At 43.7% G+C, this 22,092-nt stretch carries 5 protein-coding genes; 4 read left to right on the top strand and 1 reads right to left on the bottom strand.

Annotation, left to right across the window (positions count from 1 at the left end; all coding sequences use genetic code 11):
• Nucleotides 1-96 precede the first annotated feature (96 nt).
• Nucleotides 97-783, bottom strand: coding sequence for a ferritin-like domain-containing protein (locus CALSC_RS01775; RefSeq protein ID WP_088239715.1), 687 nt, complete (start codon nucleotides 781-783; stop codon nucleotides 97-99).
• A gap of 388 nt (nucleotides 784-1,171) precedes the next feature.
• Here CALSC_RS01775 and CALSC_RS01770 point away from each other — a divergent pair, with 388 nt between their 5' ends.
• The 4 genes from CALSC_RS01770 to CALSC_RS01755 form a co-directional block, all read left to right on the top strand.
• Nucleotides 1,172-8,980: a type I polyketide synthase gene (locus CALSC_RS01770; protein ID WP_088239714.1), complete on the top strand. Its 7,809-nt coding sequence runs from the start codon at nucleotides 1,172-1,174 to the stop codon at nucleotides 8,978-8,980.
• On the top strand, nucleotides 8,977-13,515 hold the full coding sequence (locus CALSC_RS01765; RefSeq protein ID WP_088239713.1) for a type I polyketide synthase: 4,539 nt from the start codon (nucleotides 8,977-8,979) through the stop codon (nucleotides 13,513-13,515). The genes CALSC_RS01770 and CALSC_RS01765 overlap by 4 nt, the downstream gene beginning before the upstream one ends.
• Before the next feature lie 169 nt (nucleotides 13,516-13,684).
• Entirely contained in the window at nucleotides 13,685-21,211 is a 7,527-nt protein-coding gene (locus tag CALSC_RS01760; RefSeq protein ID WP_088239712.1) for a type I polyketide synthase, read from the top strand.
• 120 nt (nucleotides 21,212-21,331) lie between these two features.
• Nucleotides 21,332-22,092 (top strand): carbamoyltransferase N-terminal domain-containing protein (locus CALSC_RS01755; protein WP_327331005.1); only part of this gene is annotated, 761 nt, incomplete at its 3' end.

Genomic DNA, 22,092 nt, shown 5'->3' with positions numbered 1-22,092 from the left:
ATAAAGTACATTTTATGATGGCTGGAAATGTTTGCTTTGCCATCAAGGGTCTTGCCCTAACTCACGTGAGTAGTATGACTTGGTCAATAAGGACTATTATGACCAAGAAAATAAAGCACCATCTTGAGGCATTACAGGTCTTTGTACGCCTCTCATAAATTCGCCCGTGATGGTTAAAATAGCTTGGACTTGACGGGTACGCCATTGGTCTATCCATTCATCGACGGTGTTACCCATACGACGCTGCATGGCTTCATACAGGTATCCTGCATGGCGTTTCTCATCTTCTGCGATCTTCATCAGGCCTTTTTTCAAGTTGCTCAGGCAGCGATTGTCTTCTGGTAAGGCATTTGCCATATGAACAAACTCACGACTAGAATCTCGTTCTAGAACGTACATACTACCCATAAATACTACCCAGTCAATTTTTTCAGCTTGTAATTTTTCTGGGCTATAGCCTTCTAAATAAGCTGAATAAAAAGGATTACGCTCAGGAGCATCTACTTTCTTACCTTGGGTCAGTTGTTCTAAGGCATGACCAAAAACTTTTCCGTGTTTTTCTTCATCTATCGCATGGAGGTCAAGTTTCTTCGCCAACCAGGTATCTCCTTCGGCGGTAGCTCTTTTGCTCAAAGTTTTAATAAAATCTGCCGCTCCATACTCTACCTGTTGTGCTTCCATCAGATAGGATAGTCTTGCTACTGGATCTCGCATATTGTGAGACTGAATGTAAGCTGCTCCTCCAGAACAAGCCAGACGCAATAAAGACGTAACTAAATCCATACTAGCCTCCCATATTCAATTTGAATTTCTAGCTAAAGATTTCAATAACAAAATTATTTGTCCATAAATAAATATTGATGGCTTGTATAATTTTACTCTTCAGTCAAAAAACCTCACTTGTATAAAAGCTTAACGCATTTTCCAGTTTTTGATCATGTTGTACAACCCAATTATAATCAAAGATACCCTACCAAAAGTAACAGGTGTTACGCAACTAGCATCATGTAATCTCTACATAATGTAACAAAATTGAGATAATTATACTTAATTGTCTACATTGGCGATTAAGAAGGTAAAAAAAATATCAAATTGTTAGTGGTAAAAAATTTGGCATTGCATACAATGTTAGCCCTATGGTATTAGTGGGCAAGTGTAGCAAAACAAGCCCATGACGCATAACGATAACTACAGCACCTTTGGTATGCAAAGCTTATCTCAACGTCTTTCTACAATGTCCCCTCTGAAATTAGCGTTAGCTACACAGCAGCTTTTACCAAAGATAGATTTGCTCAAAGCCGAACCCATTGCTGTTGTTGGCATCGGTTGTCGTTTTCCTGGGGGAAGCGATACACCCCAGACATTTTGGGAATTATTAAAAAATGGTCAACAGGGAATTACCGATATACCTCAACAAAGATGGGACATAGCCACATACTATGATCCCCATCCAGAAGTAGGGGGGAAAATGTATACCCGCCAAGCAGGTTTGTTAAGGGATGTAGACAAATTTGATGCGGAATTTTTCGGTATTTCCCCAAGGGAAGTTAACATCCTTGATCCGCAACAACGTCTATTGTTAGAGGTGGCTTGGGAAGCCCTAGAAAATGGTGCCCAATCACCAGAAAAATTATTGGCTAGTGCCACGGGAGTCTTTGTTGGGATTTGTACCAGTGACTACTTTCAACTGATTACTAGTTCTGGAGATCCTCAGGATTTAGCAGCCTATGTGGGTACGGGAAACGCTTTGAGTGCGGCGGCGGGGCGTTTGTCTTACATCCTAGGACTCAGAGGGGTGAGTGTAGCTGTGAATACGGCTTGTTCTTCATCGTTATTGGCTGTGCATCAAGCCTGTCAAAGTCTACGTCAACGGGAATGTAACTTAGCTTTAGCGGGAGGAGTCAACTTACTGCTGGCACCAGATATCAGTATTATTGGCTCGAAAGCACAAATGTTATCTCCGAGCGATCGCTGTCATACTTTTGATGCAGCTGCGGATGGTTATGTCAGAGGCGAAGGTGCTGGCATGATTGTCCTGAAAAGGTTGGCGGATGCTTTGAGTGATGGGGATCCAATTTTAGCTTTGATTCGTGGCTCAGCTGCCAATCACGATGGTCGCACAAGTGGGTTGACAGTACCCAATGGCCCTGCACAGCAAGCAGTCATTCGGGAAGCCCTGGAAAATAGCGGAGTCACACCACAACAAGTCAGTTATATTGAAGCCCACGGTACAGGAACCTCTTTAGGGGATCCCATAGAAGTGGGAGCATTAGGAGCAGTCTTTAGTTCAGATCGCCAGAGTCCTTTGTTGATTGGCTCAGTCAAGACGAATCTTGGACATTTAGAAGGGGCGGCGGGAATTGCAGGGTTAATTAAGGTAGTGCTAGCACTGCAAAATCAACAGATTCCCCCCCACCTCAACTTTCAGCAACCCAATCCCCAAATAGATTGGCACAACTTACCGATTACGGTGCCAACAACTTTGCAATCATTGGCAGGAGTCGATGGTAGACAAATTGCGGGGGTGAGTTCCTTCGGATTTACAGGTACGAATGTGCATGTAGTTCTAGAAGCTGCACCCAATCTAGAATCACCCTCTTCAGGAGAAGAAGCAGGGGGTAAGGGAGCTGGAAGCATGGGGAATGCTTCCTCCCAGCCTCTTAATGAACGTCCCTATCATTTGTTAACCTTATCAGGGAAAACCCCAACAGCTTTACAACAACTAGCCCAGGATTATATTCATTATATAGATGGGCATGGGCAAGCAAATTTGGGGGATATTTGCCATACCACTAACACAGGGCGATCGCACTTTGATTATCGGTTAAGTTTGGTTGCTAGTTCCTTGGCAGAAGTTGAGCAAAAGCTGAAGGGAAATGCAGATGGTGGCTGCTTTCAAGGTTTGATATCTGCAAAAAAAGCTCCCAAAATTGCCTTTCTGTTTACAGGTCAAGGTTCCCAATATGTAGGTATGGGACGAGAACTCTATGATACCCAACCCACATTTCGCCAAGCACTTGATCGCTGTCAGGAAATATTGGATTCACACTTGGATGTTTCCTTGGGGGATCTGCTGTACGCAGACATAGATAAGTTACACCAGACAGCTTACACTCAACCGGCTTTATTCGCCATTGGCTATTCCCTCTATCAACTGTGGTTATCTTGGGGAGTGAAGCCAGATGCGGTCATGGGGCATAGTTTAGGGGAATACATAGCTGCCTGTGTGGCAGGGGTATTTAGTTTAGAAGATGCCTTAATGTTAGTTGCTGCTAGAGGTCGATTGATGCAGCAAATCCCAGAAAATGGCAAAATGATAGCCGTTTGGTCTGATGAGACAATGGTACGTCAGGCAATTGCTTCTCATCCTTCCCTAACTATTGCAGCATACAATGGACGGCAAAGTTTGACAGTTTCCGGGGAAGCATCAGCCATTGATGGGTTAGTGGAGCGTCTGTCCCAGATGGGGATCAAAAGCCAACCTTTGCAGGTGCGTTTAGCTTTTCACTCTCCTTTAATGCAACCGATGGTAGAGGAATTTCGTCAAGTTGCCCAGCAAATTACATACAATACACCCCAACTAGATATGATTGCCAATGTCACCGGTACCTGGGCAACCCCAGATATGGCAAGTCCAGATTATTGGGTGGAACATATTTTACAGCCCGTGCAGTGGACAAAAGGATTAGCCACATTAATTGCTGAATATGACATTTTTTTAGAATTAGGGGCTAAAACAACTCTAACAGCAATGGCGAAAGCTGATTGGGGAAGTGAGAGAAAAATTTGGCTAGGGAGTTTACATCCGCAAAAATCTAATTGGCAGCAAATACTAGAAACTTTAGGGATGTTATATGTCCAAGGTGTGAACATTGATTGGCAGGGTTTTGAGCAAGATTATTCCCATCGACGATTACCTTTTCTACCTACCTATCCTTGGCAAAAACAAAAATATTGGTTATCACCGGAAATCACAGCCAAAAGACATAGTAAAAAACATAGTATTTCTGAAGTAAAATCGGCAAAAAATCCTTTACTCGGGCAACGTTTACGGTTAGCTAAATCAAAAACCATTTGTTTTGAGACTCAACTCAGTTGTGATACGTTGAGCTTTATCGCCGATCATCTGGTCTATGGACAGATGATCTTACCTGGAACAGCCTTTTTAGAAATGGCGATCGCTGCCGGGATCAAAGTATGGCAAACTGAGCAAATCACGCTGCAAAATTTTGTCATTCAACAAGCATTAGTCATACCTGAAGATGGTTCTGTGACGGTGCAGATTGCTTTAACACCGGAAACTTCAGCACGTTATTTGGTGGAAATATTTAGTTTACAGGCTGATAATTGGCTCTGTCATGGTTCGGGTGTTCTCGGCAAAACATCACCCAAAAAATTAATTCATCAGGATTTGGGAAGTTATACAACAGTAATTCCGGTTAATTCTTATTACGAAGACTTGACAGCAAGAGGAATTAAATTAGGTAAAAGCTTACAAACAGTTAAACAAGTTGGACAACAGGCAGATAAGTTTGTTGGTGAGATTTATTTACCAGATGTATTAGGAGGAGAAGAAAAGGAATATAAACTCCACCCAGTTTTATGGGATGGCTGTTTACAAGTGGTAGGGGTGGTATTAGTTGCTCAAGGCAATACCCAGACTTATTTGCCTACTAGTTTAGATAGTTTGCGAGTATTGAATTTGGGAGAGCCACGTTGGAGCGAGGTAAAACTGCGCCAGGTAAATCAGGTGATCATTGCTGACTTGCATTTGTGGTCAGAGCAGGGAGAGTTAATTGCTGAAATTGAAGGAATGCAGTTTCAGCCAGCCAATCCCCAAGCAATATTTGGTCAGCAGCATCAGTTATGGTCAGATTGGCTTTATCAAATACAATGGTTGCCCCAAGCTATATTCCGTCATCCAAATTCTCCTACATTGCCGCCATTGTTATCACCAGCAGAAACTAAGCAAAAATTAGTCAGGGTTGATGATTTTCAGGAGAGACTCACGGCATATCAAAATGGTGTGAATCAACTGGAAGAATTGGCTGTAAGTTATATTTTACAAGCCTTGACAAAATTAAAATGGCAATGGCAGTTAAATCAGGAATTTACTACTGACGAGCTGGTTGAGCAAACTGGAATGAATCCTCAATATTTGGGTTTAGTTAATCGCCTCTTAGAAATATTGAGCGCCGCCAAATTTTTAGAACCACAAAATCAGACATGGCGGGTGGAAACGATTCCCCCCACAGGGCAAAACTTGACTGGGCAAGTAAATAATACCGCAGAAACCGCCAACGAATTAACTTTATTACAGGGTTGTGGGAATCAATTAGCAGAGGTTTTACAGGGGAAAATTGACCCTCTTGATTTATTATTTCCCCAAGGGGATGCCACATTAGTAAGTCAACTGTATCAGCACTCTCCTTTAGCAGTGGCGATGAACAGTTTAGTCGCTCAGACAATTAATTCCACCCTGGAAAAATTACCCCCATCCCAAGGCATGAGAATTTTAGAAATTGGAGCCGGAACAGGGGGGACAACTCGCTATGTATTGCCTAGTTTAAATGCTGAACAAATTGAATATACATTCACAGATGTTGGTGCCAGTTTCATCACCCAAGCAAGTGAGACATTTAAAGATTATCCATTTATTAAATATGAAGTTTTAGATATTGAAAAAAATCCCCGAGAGCAAGGACTTGCTGATCAAAAATACGACATAATTCTAGCTGCCAATGTGTTACATGCAACGGCTAATTTACCCACAACATTAACTCATGTACGGCAACTACTGGCACCTGGAGGAATGTTGGTTTTATTAGAAGCAACACAAAAGCAAAACTGGATTGATTTAACCTTTGGTTTGACAGAAGGGTGGTGGAAATTTCAAGAGCAAGATGTTAAATGGCGACCAAATTATCCTTTACTATCAGGGGAAAAATGGCAGCAATTACTAACAGAAACTGGGTTTACAAAAGTAGAAACCATTAGTATCAATAACTCTCAAGGGCAAAGTTTATCACAACAAGAAATATTCCTAGCTCAAACCACAGCATCCCCATGTGTTGATAGCAAATCCTCAGAACAAACATGGTTGATATTAGGGGATGGTCAAGGTACAGGTGAAGCGATCGCTCAACAACTACGCGATCGCGGTGAAGATGTGGTCTTGGCTTTTGCTGGGGAAAATTATCAAGTTATTGGTCAGCAAGAATTTCAACTCAATCCAGCAAATAAAGCTGATTTTGAGCAACTTTTGTCTGCAATTCCCCAACCTTTATCGGGAATTATTCACTGTTGGAGTCTAAATGCAGCCAGCTCCCCAGATTTGACCCACACCCAACTCAAAGCAGGGACTATTTTCAGTTGTGCAAGTACCTTACATCTATGTCAAGCGATCGCCAAACTGGAAAAATCCTCTCAGTTGTGGTTAGTTACCAGACAAGCCGTTCCTGCTGATGCTCTAGATCATTCAGTCCCAGGGCTTGCCCAATCGAGTTTATGGGGCATGGGCAAATCCTTAAACTTAGAACATCCGGAACTAAATTGTGTCCGCATTGATGTCCCTGGAAAAGACATACAGCAAGATGTGCAAAACATATTGTTAGAAATTAGCAATCCCACATCAGAAGACCAAATTGCCTTTCGAGAGGGTAGGCGACATCTAGCCAGACTGAACCGTAAACCCTTAGATAACAAGTCTGATAGTAATCTGCAACCAGTCAGGTTAGACATAAGTACACCCGGTGAACTAGACAACTTACACCTGCAACCCATCACCCGTAGTCAACCAAAGGCGGGAGAAATTGAAATCCAGGTAGAAGCGGCGGGATTAAACTTCCGGGATTTGATGATTGTCTTGGGTTTATATCCAGGAGAAGCAGTCCCGATGAAGAACAATTTTACCACCAAGGATGAAAATACCTCTGACCGACTCCCCACTCCCGACTCCCCACTCCCTATTGTCAAATCAGCTCCATTGGGATTAGAGTGTGCGGGAAAAGTCGTAGCTGTGGGGGAAGGGGTAACAAACTTCCACATCAATGATGCCGCAATCGCCATGGTTAGCGGTAGCTTCAGTCAGTTTGTGACAGTGAATGCCGCAATGACTATCCCCATGCCTCAACAATTGAGTTTTGTTGAAGCCGCCACCATCCCCTCAGCCTTTCTCACAGCCGATTATACCCTGGATCATTTAGCCAAAATTCAACCGGGCGATCGCGTCTTGATTCACGCGGCTACCGGAGGAGTGGGACAAGCCGCCGTGCAAATTGCCCAACAAGCCGGGGCAGAAGTCTTCGCCACAGCCAGTCCTGGAAAATGGGAAGTTCTCAAATCCTTGGGAGTCAAATATATCATGAATTCCCGTAACTTGGATTTCGCCCAACAGGTGATGGAATTTACCCAAAACCAAGGAGTGGATATTGTTCTCAACTCCCTCACCTCCCCAGGATTTATTGAAAGCAGCCTAGCTGTATTGCGGCGTAATGGTCGATTTGTGGAAATTTCCAAACGCAATGCTTGGGAACCAGCAGCTGTCGCCCAAGCCAGACCAGATGTAGCTTATTTTCCCGTGGATCTAATGCAGGTGGTACAAACACAACCCACATTAGCCCAAGGAATCCTAGAAAAACTTGGACAGCAGTTTGAGCAAGAGGAACTCCAGCCTTTACCCCATACAGTCTTTTCCTTCACAGAAGCGATCGCTGCCTTTCGTTATATGCAGCAAGCAAAACACACAGGCAAAATCGTCCTCTCTCAATTTCCTCAGACCTCCCCCAATCAGTTGCAATTACACCCAGAGGGGACTTATTTAATCACCGGCGGCTTGGGTGGTTTAGGTTTATTGGTGGCACATTGGTTAGCAGAGAAAGGTGCCAAGCATTTGGTATTAGTCGGACGCAGGAGAGTGCAGCCAGAAAATGCCTCAGCATTAAAATCCCTGGAAGCAATGGACATTGAAGTGAAAGTTGTTCAAGCTGATGTGTCCCAAGCTGAAGAAATCGCCGCAGTTCTGCAAGAAATTGACCAATCATCCCCACCCCTACGAGGGGTAATTCATTCAGCTGGGACATTGGCAGATGGGTTGATGCAACAATTATCTTGGTCAAGATTTACCCGAGTTATGGAGTCGAAGGTAGACGGGGCTTGGCATTTGCATTCTTTAACCAAGGATCAACCCCTAGACTTTTTCGTCCTATTCTCAGCAGCAGCCTCAATTTTAGGAAATATCGGACAATCCAACCACGCCGCCGCCAATAGTTTTTTAGATGCCTTAGTATATGAACGTCGAGCAATGGGTTTACCTGCTCTATGTATCAACTGGGGTGCAGTGGATGAGGTGGGTGCAGCCGTCAAACTAGATATCAGTTCCCGGTTACTTGGCACAGGTATGGGCACTATTCCCGCCCAAGCAGTATTAGAGATTTTAGAGGCATCATTGAACAATAAGGCAATCCAAGTGGGTGTGATTCCTATTGATTGGTCACAGTTTGGCAAACCTTGGACAAATTCCCCATTCTTCAGCCTGTTACAGTCCCAGGTTGTCAACCCATCAACGACGGATGATACTCCATCAATTCGCCAACAGTTAGAAAATACTGACCCAGAAGCAGCAATAACTTTACTCACCAACCATGTCAACTTGCACCTGAGCAAAATCTTAGGATTATCACCCACAGCCACCATTAATCCCCAACAGGGCTTTTTTGATATGGGAATGGATTCCTTAACCTCAGTGGAATTGCGGAATAGCTTACAAACTACCTTAGAATGTGACCTACCGCCTACCTTATTGTTCAAATGTGCCAGCGTGGCAGAATTGGTAGACTATTTGGCGCAAAATGTCCTGGGACTGACCTTAACTAGGCCAACAGAACCCACAGCACCGGCTTTCGACCACCTTGGGGATGAAGATATTGTACAGTTACTCGCCCAAGAATTAAACGCAATTGAGGAGAGCAAACAGCGATGAATATAGATGTAAATCATACAGATTCCTCCTCCTTAATGAAAAAAGCCCTCTGGGAATTGCGAGAACTGAGGGCAAAACTCAGGGAATATGAAAATTCAGCATCAGAAGCGATCGCCATTGTGGGTATGGGTTGTAAATTTCCTGGAGGAGCAAACAATCCCGCCGCCTTTTGGCAGCTGTTACGCAATGGAGTGGATGCCATTGGAGAAGTACCCAGCGATCGCTGGCAGATTGAGGATTATTATGATTGTGATCCCCATGTCCCCGGCAAAATGTACACCCGTAATGGTGGGTTTGTAGATGATGTGGATTTATTCGATCCCGTATTCTTCGGCATTTCTCCCAGGGAAGCCGCCAGCATGGATCCCCAACAACGCCTGCTATTAGAAGTTTGTTGGCAAGCCCTAGAAAACTCAGCCATAGTACCAGAAAGCCTGAAAAACAGTTTGACAGGCATATTTGTCGGCTTGTGTACAGATGATTATGCCCAGTTAACCGTGAATGGTGGAGATTCTAGCCACACCAATCTGGATGCATATTCTTATCTGGGAGTGACCCGTAGTATTGCCACAGGGCGCATTGCCTATGTGTTGGGATTACAAGGGCCAAACATGCAACTAGATACCGCTTGCTCTAGTTCCTTAGTCGGCATACATTTAGCAGTGGAGAGTTTGCGCCAGGGAGAATGTAACCTCGCTCTAGCGGGTGGGGTGAATTTGATGTTAGCACCCAAGAATACCATCGGCTTATGTCGCTTACAAGCCTTAGCCCCTGATGGTCGCTGCAAAACCTTTGATGCTTCAGCCAACGGCATGGCAAGAGGTGAAGGCTGTGGTATTGTTGTCCTCAAACGTCTCACAGATGCGATCGCCGATGGGAACCCCATCTTAGGATTAATTCGCGGGTCAGCCATCAATCATGACGGTCCCAGTAGCGGCTTAACAGTTCCCAATGAAAAAGCCCAAGTCAAGCTGATGCAAACAGCGATCGCCAAAGCTAAAATTCAGCCAGAGGCAATTAGCTATGTGGAAGCTCACGGTACAGGTACAGTTCTGGGGGATCCCATTGAGTTAGAAGCATTGAACGCAGTCTATGGTCAAAACCATTCCCCAGAAAATCCCCTAATTGTCGGCTCAGTGAAAACCAATCTCGGTCATTTAGAAGCGGCTGCGGGAATTGCGGGATTTATAAAAGTGATTCTGTCTTTACAACATCAAGAGATTCCCCCCCACTTACATTTTCAACAACCCAATCCCCACGTCAATTGGGAGCAATTACCTATCCACATCCCCACTAAATCTATGGCTTGGTCAAGGGGGGAGAAGCCGCGACTGGCGGGACTAAGTTCCTTTGGTTTAAGTGGCACTAATGCACATATTATCTTAGAAGAAGCTCCTTTAGCAGTTGAAAATTCCCCAGATACACCGGAGCGTCCACTGCATTTGCTGACCTTATCAGCCAAAACCCCAGATGCATTAGAGCAATTAATTCAAGACTATGACCAACACTTAAACAATCATCCCCATCTATCCCTGGCAGATATCTGTTTTACAGCCAATACCGGGCGATCGCAGTTTGCATATCGTACTAGTTATATTGCTGAGTCTATCCCCCACCTCCAGTCACAACTAACACAACAAAATATTACTAAAGCAAGTAATAATGCAGAGAGTGCCAAAATTGCTTGCTTATTCACGGGGCAAGGTTCGCAATATTCGGGGATGGGTAAAGGACTCTATGATACCCAACCAACTTTCCGGAAAACATTGGAGCATTGTGCAGAAATTCTCCAACCTCTGCTAGATGTACCACTGCTAGAAATTCTCTACCCCAGTTCCCCAGAGAACGCAGATTTAATTCATCAAACCGTTTATACTCAACCAGCAATATTTGCCCTAGAATATGCCTTATTTACCTTATGGCAAACTTGGGGCATCCAACCCCATTGGCTGATGGGTCATAGTGTGGGGGAGTATGTAGCGGCAACTGTGGCGGGAGTTTGGACTTTAGAAGAAGGTTTAACCTTAATTGCCCACAGGGGACGGTTAATGCAATCCACTGATGGAGGGGCAATGGTAGCAGTATTTACCGATGTCCCTACTGTTAGCAATGTGATTGCCGAACATGGTTTAGCGATCGCAGCCATTAATGGGCCACAAAATGTGGTAGTGTCTGGTGAGGCAAAGGCCATAGAGCAACTCATTCATACTTTTAATAACCAAAATATTAAAACAACACCCTTAAGGGTATCCCACGGCTTCCATTCTCCTCTGATGACACCAATCATCTCTGCATTTCGCCAAGTTGCCCAAAAAATTAACTATCAATCACCAAAAATTAATATAGTTTCTAATGTGACTGGTCAGCCGATCACCGAGGAAATTGCCACACCTGAATATTGGTGTCAGCAGATAGAAAAACCTGTGCAATTTGCGGCGGGTTTAGCCACATTATCTGCAAAAGGTGTAGAAGTTTTGCTGGAAATTGGAGCCAAACCAACACTTTTAGCTATGGCTAGCCAAAACTTACCAACAGCAGAAATTGCATTACTACCTACACTCTGTCCTGGTGTTGGTGATTGGCAACAAATGCTCACAAGTTTAACTAGTTTGTTTTCCCAGGGAGTGGCGATTAATTGGTCTGGGTTTGACCAAGATTATCAGCGCCATATAGTTGATTTACCCACCTATCCTTGGCAGAGAAAACGATATTGGGCAGTGACAAAAGCAACAAAAAATGTAGGGAGTAAATCCAGTCAAATTACTCAACTTTTAGATGCAGGTAATCGAGACAAGTTAACTCAATTATTACTCAATCGCTTACCAGTAGAACAGGAAGCAGTGATTACAGATATAGTCAATATTTTAGTTGACCAACATCAAACTGAAAATTGTGCCACTTTCCCCCTTCCCCAACCAGGTACAATCAAAGCTGCCTTACAACCGCAATTAGACAGTTTAATTGGGAAGATAGATGTAAATTATTGGCAAGTTTTAGAACAACTGGAAACCCTAACTAGTGAATATGTCTTGCAAGCTTTTGATAATTTGGGGTGGAATTTTGAGCCACAACAGGGCTTTTCTGCTAAGGAAATGGCGACAAAACTAGGGATTGTTGACCAGCATTATAGATTGTTACTGCGCTTATTAGAAATGCTCAGTGAAACTCAGGTCTTAAAATCAGTTAATGATCATTGGCAGGTGATTAATCAACCAGATGTTTCCCATCCCCAAAACCGACAACAAAAGCTGTTAGAGCAATGTCCCCAAGCAAAAGCTGAATTAACAGTTGTCCAACGTTGTGGTGCTAACTTAGCACCTGTTTTACGAGGAGAATGTGACCCCCTGCAAAGTCTATTTCCAGACGCTGATGTTACTTTATTAACCCAACTATATCAAGACGCACCTTTCTCCCAAGTGATGAATACATTAGTGCAGAAAACTCTCATGACTGTACTAGATGAGTTCTCCTCCAAGACTGATTTACGAATATTGGAAATTGGTGCAGGTACAGGAGGAACAACAGCCTATTTGTTACCACATCTTCACCCCCAAACAACACAATATACTTTTACAGATATTAGCCCTTTATTTACCACCAAGGCAGCGCAAAAATTTGCAGATTATCCGTTTATACGGTATCAAGTCTTAAATATTGAGGAAAACCCACAGCAACAAAAATTTCCCTCCCACCATTACCAAATTATTATCGCTGCCAACATCATTCATGCTACCGCAGATCTACGGCAAACCTTAACCCATATCCATGAATTACTCGCCCCTGGTGGTTTGTTGATTATGTTAGAAACTACAGCTAGACAGCGTTGGGTCGATTTATTTGCCGGGTTTACCGGGGGATGGTGGAAATTTACTGACTTTGATTTACGTCCCCATCATCCATTATTACCAGCGCCAAAATGGGAGGAATTATTACAAGCAATCGGCTTTGAAACCACGGCTACAATCCAGCCACACCTGAACAATCAACCATTAATTGCCCAACCAGCAGTGATTATTGCCCAATCTCAATGGGTGGAAATAGCATTATCTGCTACTGAGGAATATCCCCAACCATCAGTAAATCCCACACCAGAGAAAAAATTTATCCCGATTCGAGAACAATTAGCAACCGTTTCCCCCCAACTCAGACATGATGTCTTAGTTACCTATCTGCAAGACCAACTACAGCTAGTATTGGGATTAGAGCGATCGCAAATTCCCGATCCTCAACAAGGCTTTTTCGATTTAGGTTTAGATTCCCTCACCGCAGTGGAGTTAAAAAATCGCCTGGAAGCAGATCTCAATGCTACCCTGCCTTCCACATTAGCCTTTGACTTTCCCAATATACAAATATTAGCAACCCATCTAATGCACACAGTATTCGGGTGGACAGTTGAGGATGTCACAAACCCAGATTCAGACAATGTTTCCGCCATTGCCCAACTGGATGCAAATCAGATAGAAACATTAATTGCCCAAGAAGTCGCAGGTATTGAAGAACTATTGAGGGTTAATCAACAGCAGTCGGAATCGTAACAAATACTAACTTTTCTTGATCTTTGTTGACAACTTCCGAATTAGTTCGCGCAACACATCACTTTTAGTCCTTTCGACCGTGACAGCTTGTGGAGTGAATAACGCCGACGTTGCCACAGTGAAGCAAGAAGTATTTGTTAGCAAATGTTAGTAAATATGGAACGGATCAATGAGCAAGGATTCTGCCACCAATTTAGAACAAATGTCATCACCTCAGCGCTTACTTTTAGCCCTCCAAGAAGCCCGGAAAAAACTGGAAGCACAAGAAGCGGCAAAAAATGAAGCGATCGCTATTATTGGCTTAGGTTGTCGTTTTCCCGGTGCCAATAGTCCTGAAGCCTTCTGGCAGTTATTACAAGCGGGACAACAGGGAATTACCCAAGTCCCTGGCGATCGGTGGGATATTGACGCTTATTTCCATCCCAATCCTGATACCCCCGGCAAAATGTACACCCGGTTCGGGGGATTTTTAGACCACATAGACCAATTCGACCCCTTATTTTTTGGCATTTCTCCCCGTGAAGCCGCCAATATGGATCCTGCCCATCGCTTGCTGTTACAAGTGAGTTGGGAAGCCTTGGAAAATGCTGCCCAAATTAAACCCAGATTGGCTAGTTCTCCCACCGGTGTGTTTATGGGGATTACAGCCAATGACTACGCCCAACATCTGCAAACAGCGGGGGAATCGGCTCGGTTGTCAATGGATACTTATGATGTGACTGGCACACCAGTCTATGCCGCCGCCGGACGTTTATCTTATAGTTTGGGGTTAACAGGCCCAAGTTTAACCGTGAATACGGCTTGTTCTTCTTCCTTGGTTGCGGTTCACCTCGCTTGTCAGAGTCTCCGCAATCGAGAATGCACAACAGCTTTGGCGGGTGGTGTCAACGTTATTTTATCCCCAGCAACCACCATTGCTCTGTGTCGTTCCCGCATGTTAGCCGCCGATGGTCGGTGCAAAACCTTTGATGCTGAGGCTAACGGCATGGTGCGTTCTGAAGGGTGCGGCATAGTTGTCTTAAAGCGTCTCTCTGATGCCGTGACTGCTCGGGATAATATTTTAGGGGTGATTTTAGGCTCAGCCACCAATCAAGATGGCCCTAGCAGTGGCTTTACCGTTCCTAACGGGGCAGCGCAACAAAATTTAATTCGTCAAGCCTTGACATCGGCGCAGGTTCAGCCGTCAGATGTGCAGTATATTGAAGCTCATGGTACAGGTACATCTTTAGGGGATCCAATTGAGGTGAATGCCCTAGGCGGGGTTTTTGCTCAGGGGCGATCGCCTGATACACCCTTACTCTTGGGTTCAGTCAAAACCAATATTGGTCATGCGGAAGCCGCAGCTGGAATTGCAGGGTTAATTAAGGTGGTATTGGCATTGCAACATCAAAAAATTCCACCCCATTTAAATCTCAATCAGCCCAATCCTCACATTAATTGGGCACAGATGCCAATTCAAGTAACTACCACAGCTACAGCTTGGCCTGAAGACAAACCACGGCAAATTGCCGGAGTTAGCTCCTTTGGTGCCAGTGGTACCAATGCCCATGTAATCCTCGCCAACCCACCAGCAGCAGTGGAGCGATCGCCCCAGGTGGTGCCCAGTCCATCACTACATTTGTTGACAATATCAGCAAAAACCGCCCCTGCTTTGCAACAATTAGCCCAAAAATACCTCCAGCATTTAGATACTCATCCTCAGCAACCACTAGCAGATATTTGCTATAGCGCCAACACAGGAAGAGCCCATCTGGAACATCGTTTAGGGTTAGTAGCAGCAAACACCCAACAACTGCGCCAGCAATTAACCACTTTCCTCTCTCATCCAGAAAGCGACTCGTTTTACCACCATATTTATACTGAGAGCAAGCCACCTAAAATAGTATTTCTATTTACTGGACAAGGTTCTCAATTTGTGGGTATGGGTGAGGAACTTTACCAAACCCAACCCACATTCCGCAGAGCTATTGACCATTGTGCCGAATTACTTACACCGTACTTGGATGTGAGTTTACTAGATATTCTTTATACTTTGCCTACAGCCATTGATCAAACTGGTTATGCCCAACCGGCAATTTTTGCCCTAGAATATGCCCTCTACCAATTATGGCGCTCTTGGGGTATTCAACCAAGTGTTGTTATGGGTCATAGCATTGGGGAATATGTTGCGGCTTGTGTGGCGGGTGTATTTAGCTTGGAGGATGGGATTAAATTAATTGCCACCAGGGGACGATTGATGCAGGGCATCAAGAGCCACGGGAAAATGGTGGCAGTGTGGGCAAATGCGGTGACAATCCAAAGTGTCATTTCCCCTTACCCTGACTCAGTCAGCATTGCAGCCATTAATGGCCCAGAAAATCTAGTCATCTCTGGTGATGGAGAAGCAATTGACACCATTGTGGCAGAATTGCAGTGTCAAGAGATAAAAACTAAGCCCTTAGAAGTTTCTCAAGCCTTCCATTCACCCTTAATGCAACCGATTCTGGCTGAGTTTCGCCAAGTTGCACAAACAATTAGTTATTCTTCTCCCCAGTTACCATTGATTTCCAATGTTAGTGGTACCTGGGTAGAAACAGAAATTGCCACCCCTGAATATTGGGTAAATCATATTCAAAAACCAGTGCAATTTGCTCGCAGTTTAGCCACAATCAAGCAAGCTAATTATCAATACTTTCTAGAAATTGGTGCTAAACCCATCTTAATTGGTATGGGGCAGTTGGCAGAAAGTGATAATTCAAATGGTGAGTCTGGTGAATGGTTAGCTAGTCTCAACCCACGCCAATCAGATTGGCAGCAAATTCTCCATAGTTTAGGGAAATTATATGTCAAAGGAAAGGATATTGATTGGTTAGGTTTCTATGGAGATTATCCCCGATCTCGTGTACCCTTACCTACCTATCCTTGGCAACAGCAAAGGTATTGGATAGAAGGGAATTATGATGTCCCATCTCCAGGTTTATTACCTGCAACCCATGACCATCATCCCCTATTAGGTAATCGGCTGCATTCACCTTTAAAAGACATTTTATTTACCTCCCAAGTCAGTCAAAATTCCCCTCCATTTTTAGCCGATCATCGCCTTTATGAAACCACCGTATTCCCAGCTACGGCTTACATAGAAATGGCATTGGCAGCAGGAAAAGAGGTTTTACCACCAGGGAATTTAACCATTACAGATTTTTCTATTCAACAAGCATTAATTTTGCCAGAAGCTGAGGCGAAAACCCTACAATTAATTTTATCCCCTAGGGATTCTCAGAACTATTCCTTGCAAATTTTTAGCGAAAATGGAGAGCATGATTGGCAGCTCCACGTTTCTGGAAAAATAGGAGTTGCGGCAACAAAAAAACAGCAGCAAAAGACTAATCTGCACAATTGGTTTACAGCAGAAACAACAGAAATTTTACCAGAAGATTTTTATCAGACTTGTCGTCAGCAGGGCATTGATTTAGGTGCAAGTTTTCACAGTTTGCAAAGACTAGGAAGATATCAAGGTACAGTCATCGGGCAAATTGAGTTATCACCAACTTTAATAGTAGAAGCTGAGAATTACACCATACATCCGATTCTATTAGATGCCTGTTTGCAAACATTAGGTGTGGCTTTTGAGGACTTAGATCCGCAGCAAATTTATTTACAAGTTGGGTTTGAGCAACTACAAATTTATGGAAATATCGGCTTTCGTCTTTGGAGCCAATTACAAGTTCGTCCAGTAATTGATGTGAATCAACCCATGCGGATTGTTGACGTTGATTTATTCAATGCAGATGGTGACTTGGTGGTGCAAATATTAGGTTTGCAGTTAATGCGAACCAACCGCCAAGGGTTATTAAATAATAATCAACAACAGTGGCAAAATTGGCTCTATCAACTGGATTGGCAACCCCAACTCCGTTTTAGTCATCAATACTCCCCTCCTGATTATCTGCTTGCGCCCCTAGAAATTTATCAGCAACTAAAACCCCAATTTCCCCAACTCAGCCAACAAGAAAATCTGCCAGAATACCAAGCTGCACTGATACACCTGGAAGAGTTAGCCATTGACTATTTATTAGCAGCTTTTGCCCAAATGGGGTGGACTTGGCAAGTCGGACAACAATTTTCCCTAGCAGAAATTGCCCAAAAGTTAGGCATTGTTAATCAACATTCCCGCCTACTCAATCGTTTATTAGAAATGTTGCAGGAAGTGGGTATTTTGCAACATATTGATCCTGTTTGGCAGGTGCTTTCTTTACCAGAAAACAAATCCCCCCAATCTCGTCAGCAACAATTATTAACACAACACCCAGTTGCAGAAGCGGAATTAACAATTTTGGCTCGTTGTGGTGCTAACTTAGCCTCAGTATTGCGAGGAGAATGTGACCCCTTACAATTATTATTTCCCCAAGGTGACTTAACAACAGCCAGTAATATGTACCAGCGATCGCCAGGTTCCATGCTGATGAATACCTTGGCACAAAAGGCGATGGCTACAGCCCTGGAAAAATTCCCTCCATCTCGTGGCTTGCGGGTGTTAGAAGTGGGTGCTGGTACTGGAGGGACAACGGCTGGTATCTTACCCTTATTAAATCCCCAGCAAACTGAATATGTATTTACCGATCTTGGTGCTGTGTTTACCACCCAAGCCGCCCAAAAATTTAGTGACTTTGACTTTGTCAAATATCAAGTCTTAGACATTGAAGTTAACCCCGACTCCCAAGGCTTTAACCACCACCAATATGACATCATTTTGGCGGCGAACGTCCTCCACGCCACAGCCGATTTAAAGCAAACTTTAGAAAATATTCGCCATTTATTGGCTCCTGGTGGCATTTTAATCCTGATTGAAGGCAGTAGCCCCATGGGCTGGATCGATTTAACTTTCGGCTTAACCGAAGGATGGTGGAGATTTACCGATGTTGATGTGCGCCCCCACTACCCCTTGGTGAATGGCCAACAATGGATTAACTTATTAGCCACCACAGGATTTCCTCAAGCTATTAACCTCGTTTCTGAGTTAGGTAATCCCCAACTAGCCGCCCAATCAGCTGTAATTGTCGCTCAAGCGGATCAAGTGATTACCAAAAAACCAACTTTTGCCGAGCATTGGTTGATTTTTGCTGATAGCACAGGACTGGCGCAGCAATTGGTTCCTCAATTAGAAGCTCAAGGGAAAACCCCAATCCTGGTGATGACAGGGACAGAATATGAGCAGGTGGAGACAAGAAAATTTACAATCAATGCCGCCAATCCCGAAGAATGCGATCGCCTAATCACCACCATCAAGGCTGAGTACACCACTATTACCGGGATTATCCATTGCTGGAGTCTCGATACTCCCTATCTCCCAAATATTAGCAGTAATGACCTAGAAGCCTCCCTGGAACTCAGTTGTGGTAGTACCTTGCACTTACTGCAATCCCTGATTCAGGCAAATTTCCCCCAACCTCCAGCCCTATGGTTAATTACTCGCGCCAGTCAATCGATTGCTGACAACTCCCCAGCCTTGGCTCAATCACCATTGTGGGGTTTGGGTAAAACTATAGCAATGGAACACCCAGAATTTCGCTGTCGCTTAATCGATTTAGATCCCTTAAGTCATGGGGATGAAGTTTCTCAGTTATTAGCAGAAATTTTCTCACCCCAAACTAACAGCCCAGAGCATGTAGCCTTTCGTCAAGGACAAGCTTATACCCTACGTTTCCGACGCAGTGAATTGCGCCAATTCTCCCCAATCAAATATTCCCCAGATGCAACTTACCTGATTACAGGGGGTTTGGGTGGAATTGGTTTAGTCATGGCTGAGTGGATGGTGGCGCAAGGAGCGAGAAATTTGGTACTTGTCTCTCGCAGCAGTCCCGATGCAGCTACCCAAACTACCTTGAAGCAAATGGAAAAAAATGGGGCAAAAATCCTGGTAGAACCAGTTGATGTCTCAGTTTTTGCCCAAATAGAAGCCTTGTTGACAAAAATACAGCAATCAATGCCTCCCTTAAAAGGCATTATTCATGCTGCGGGGATCTTTGAAGATCGGTTACTAAGGGAGCATCAATGGGAACTGTTCCGCCGAGTGTTTGCAGCTAAAGTCACCGGAACTTGGCATTTGCATACCCTAACTCAAGGGATGAATCTGGACTTCTTTGCCTTGATTTCCTCTGGTTCATCCATACTCGGGGCTTTAGGTTTGGGTAACTATGTAGCAGCCAATGCCTTTTTAGATGCGATCGCTCATTATCGTCAACACCAAGGTTTACCGGGATTAAGTATCAATTGGGGTGCTTGGAATAAATTAGGAATGGCGGCGGCTGTTGGTGAAGGACGGGAAGCGCAGTGGGAAATCGGGGGAATGAATCTCATGGATTCTCAGCCAGCACTGCAAGCTTTAGGTTACTTGCTCCAGCAAGAACAGCCCCAAGTCGGCGTGATTTCCATTGATTGGCAGAAATTTTTGGCACAACTTCCTCAAGGGGTTGATCGGCAATTATTTGCGGAATTTATGGATCCCGCCAACACATCATTATCCCCAACCTCCCAAACCAAATTTCAACAACAATTAGAAACAGCCCCCGCCAGCGATCGGCGCAAACTTTTAACAGCCCACGTCCAAACCCAAGTTGCTCACCTCATGGGCTTAAAATCTGCTGAACTAAATCCCCAGCAGGCATTTTTTGATCTGGGTATGGACTCTTTAATGTCTGTGGAATTACGCAACAGATTACAAAATAGTTTGGGATGTAATTTGCCCTCAACATTAACATTTCAATATCCCACAATTGCCGCCTTGATAGATTATTTAGCTGATCAAGTTTTTCAGCTGGCTGCAACAACAATTAAAGTTACTCAACCAACTCCATCGTCAATTCCTCCTTGTTTAATTCCCCTACAATCTGCTGGGACACAGCCCCCATTTTTCTGTGCTCATCCCCTAGCTGGTGTAGTCTTTCCCTATTATGAATTATCCTGTCTTTTGGGTGAGGAACGACCATTTTATGGCATCCAGTCAATTGGTTTAGCAGCCAATGAGAATCCATCAACCAGCATCGAAGGCATGGCAGAGCATTACGTTCAAGCATTGCGCCTTGTCCAACCCCAAGGCCCTTATTATTTAGGGGGCTGGTCTTTTGGGGCAACTGTGGCTTTTGAAATGGCACAACAGCTACAACAAGCAGGTGAATCAGTCGCCCTCTTGGTGTTAATTGACCAACCATCACCCGATGTGACCCAAAACTCTAAATTTGAAATGTTTACAGTGTTTTGGCGTTCTATTGTTCCCCATATTTGGCCTTATGTCTACGACTATTTTTATCTGTTAAATAATCCCAATCAACAGCACAATCCAGATAGAAATAGTCTGCAATCTAGTTCTTGGAGTAACTTTTTCAATCCCTCAAATATTGCCAGGGCTACAGGACGAATGGTCAAACTCATGAAATTGCGTCAACCTGCTGTCAAGCGTTTACTACGAATTGTTGAAATCAACAATAATGCCCTCTTAAAGTACAAACCTTCTGTGTACTCTGGTCGGATTACTTTATTACGGACTGGAGATTTGTTACCAGAAAATGAATTACAAAAAACTTGGGGATGGGAAAAATTAACTTCGGAAAAAGTTGAAGTATATGAAATTCCCGGAAATCATATGAATGTACTCAGACAACCCCATGTTGTCACCCTAGCAGATATTTTAAAAAATGTTTTAAACCGTGGCATTAATTGAATCAGGCAGGGAGCAGGGGGCAGGGGGCAGAAGGTATGGGGTCAATCTAAAATCCAAAATCTAAACTTCGACAGGCTCAGTTACCAATCTAAAATCCAAAATCCAAAATCCAAAATTATTATGGCTAGCAAAAGATTTTATATCGGCTTATCTGCATCATTACATGATCCAGCGATCGCTATTGTTAATCCTCAAGGAGAAGTAGTGTTTGCGGAAGCTACAGAACGATATTTACAAAATAAACGGGCGTTTAATGCTCCTCCTGATAATTTAATTCGCACCCCTGATTTAATCAAGTCATATTGTGACCGAGATGCGGAATTAATTTTAGCAATTAGCTGGAGTCAGCCCATTGTTTTGCTGACCAAAGTTATGTCAGAAGTCTCTCGTTTTTTGAGCAATTTTGATAACATCAACGACTTTTTTAGAAAATTGAATTGGCCTTGGCCAGCATTTCAGAGTGTGATTGCCGGACAAGCGAGTAATATGACTTTAGCTGGTAATAGTATTTTGGGGAATCCCGAACTCAAAAATAAAACCCATGTGAGATATTATGAGCATCACTTAGCCCATGCAGCCCTAGCTTGTTATTCTAGCCCTTTTAATGAAGCTGTTTGTGCCATTGTTGATGCCTATGGTGGTTGGGGTTCCTATGATTTATTTCAATACAAAGATGGGAAAATCCACAACTTTAAAAATCCTTTTTTAGAAGGTTTTGGCAATGGTAGCATGGGTCATTTTTATGCCCTTGTTTGTGGCTTGTGTGGTTTTGATGTGGTCAAAGGAGAAGAATGGAAAGTCATGGGGCTGGCTCCTTATGGTGAATACGATCAAAATTTATATCAGTTGTTGCGACCATTAATTAAAGTCAAGGGTATTGA

Origin of the sequence: Calothrix rhizosoleniae SC01, assembly GCF_900185595.1 — a bacterium.
Classification (GTDB): domain Bacteria; phylum Cyanobacteriota; class Cyanobacteriia; order Cyanobacteriales; family Nostocaceae; genus Calothrix_A; species Calothrix_A rhizosoleniae.
Note: the sequence above shows the minus strand (reverse complement) of the source record. Positions and strands in the feature narration are given on the sequence as shown.

Excerpts from the sequence above, each read along its gene's own strand:
- CALSC_RS01770 (WP_088239714.1), top strand. The coding sequence starts at position 1,172 with ATGACGCATAACGATAACTACAGCACCTTTGGTATGCAAAGCTTATCT.
- CALSC_RS01775 (WP_088239715.1), bottom strand. The coding sequence starts at position 783 with ATGGATTTAGTTACGTCTTTATTGCGTCTGGCTTGTTCTGGAGGAGCA.
- CALSC_RS01765 (WP_088239713.1), top strand. The coding sequence starts at position 8,977 with ATGAATATAGATGTAAATCATACAGATTCCTCCTCCTTAATGAAAAAA.
- CALSC_RS01760 (WP_088239712.1), top strand. The coding sequence starts at position 13,685 with ATGAGCAAGGATTCTGCCACCAATTTAGAACAAATGTCATCACCTCAG.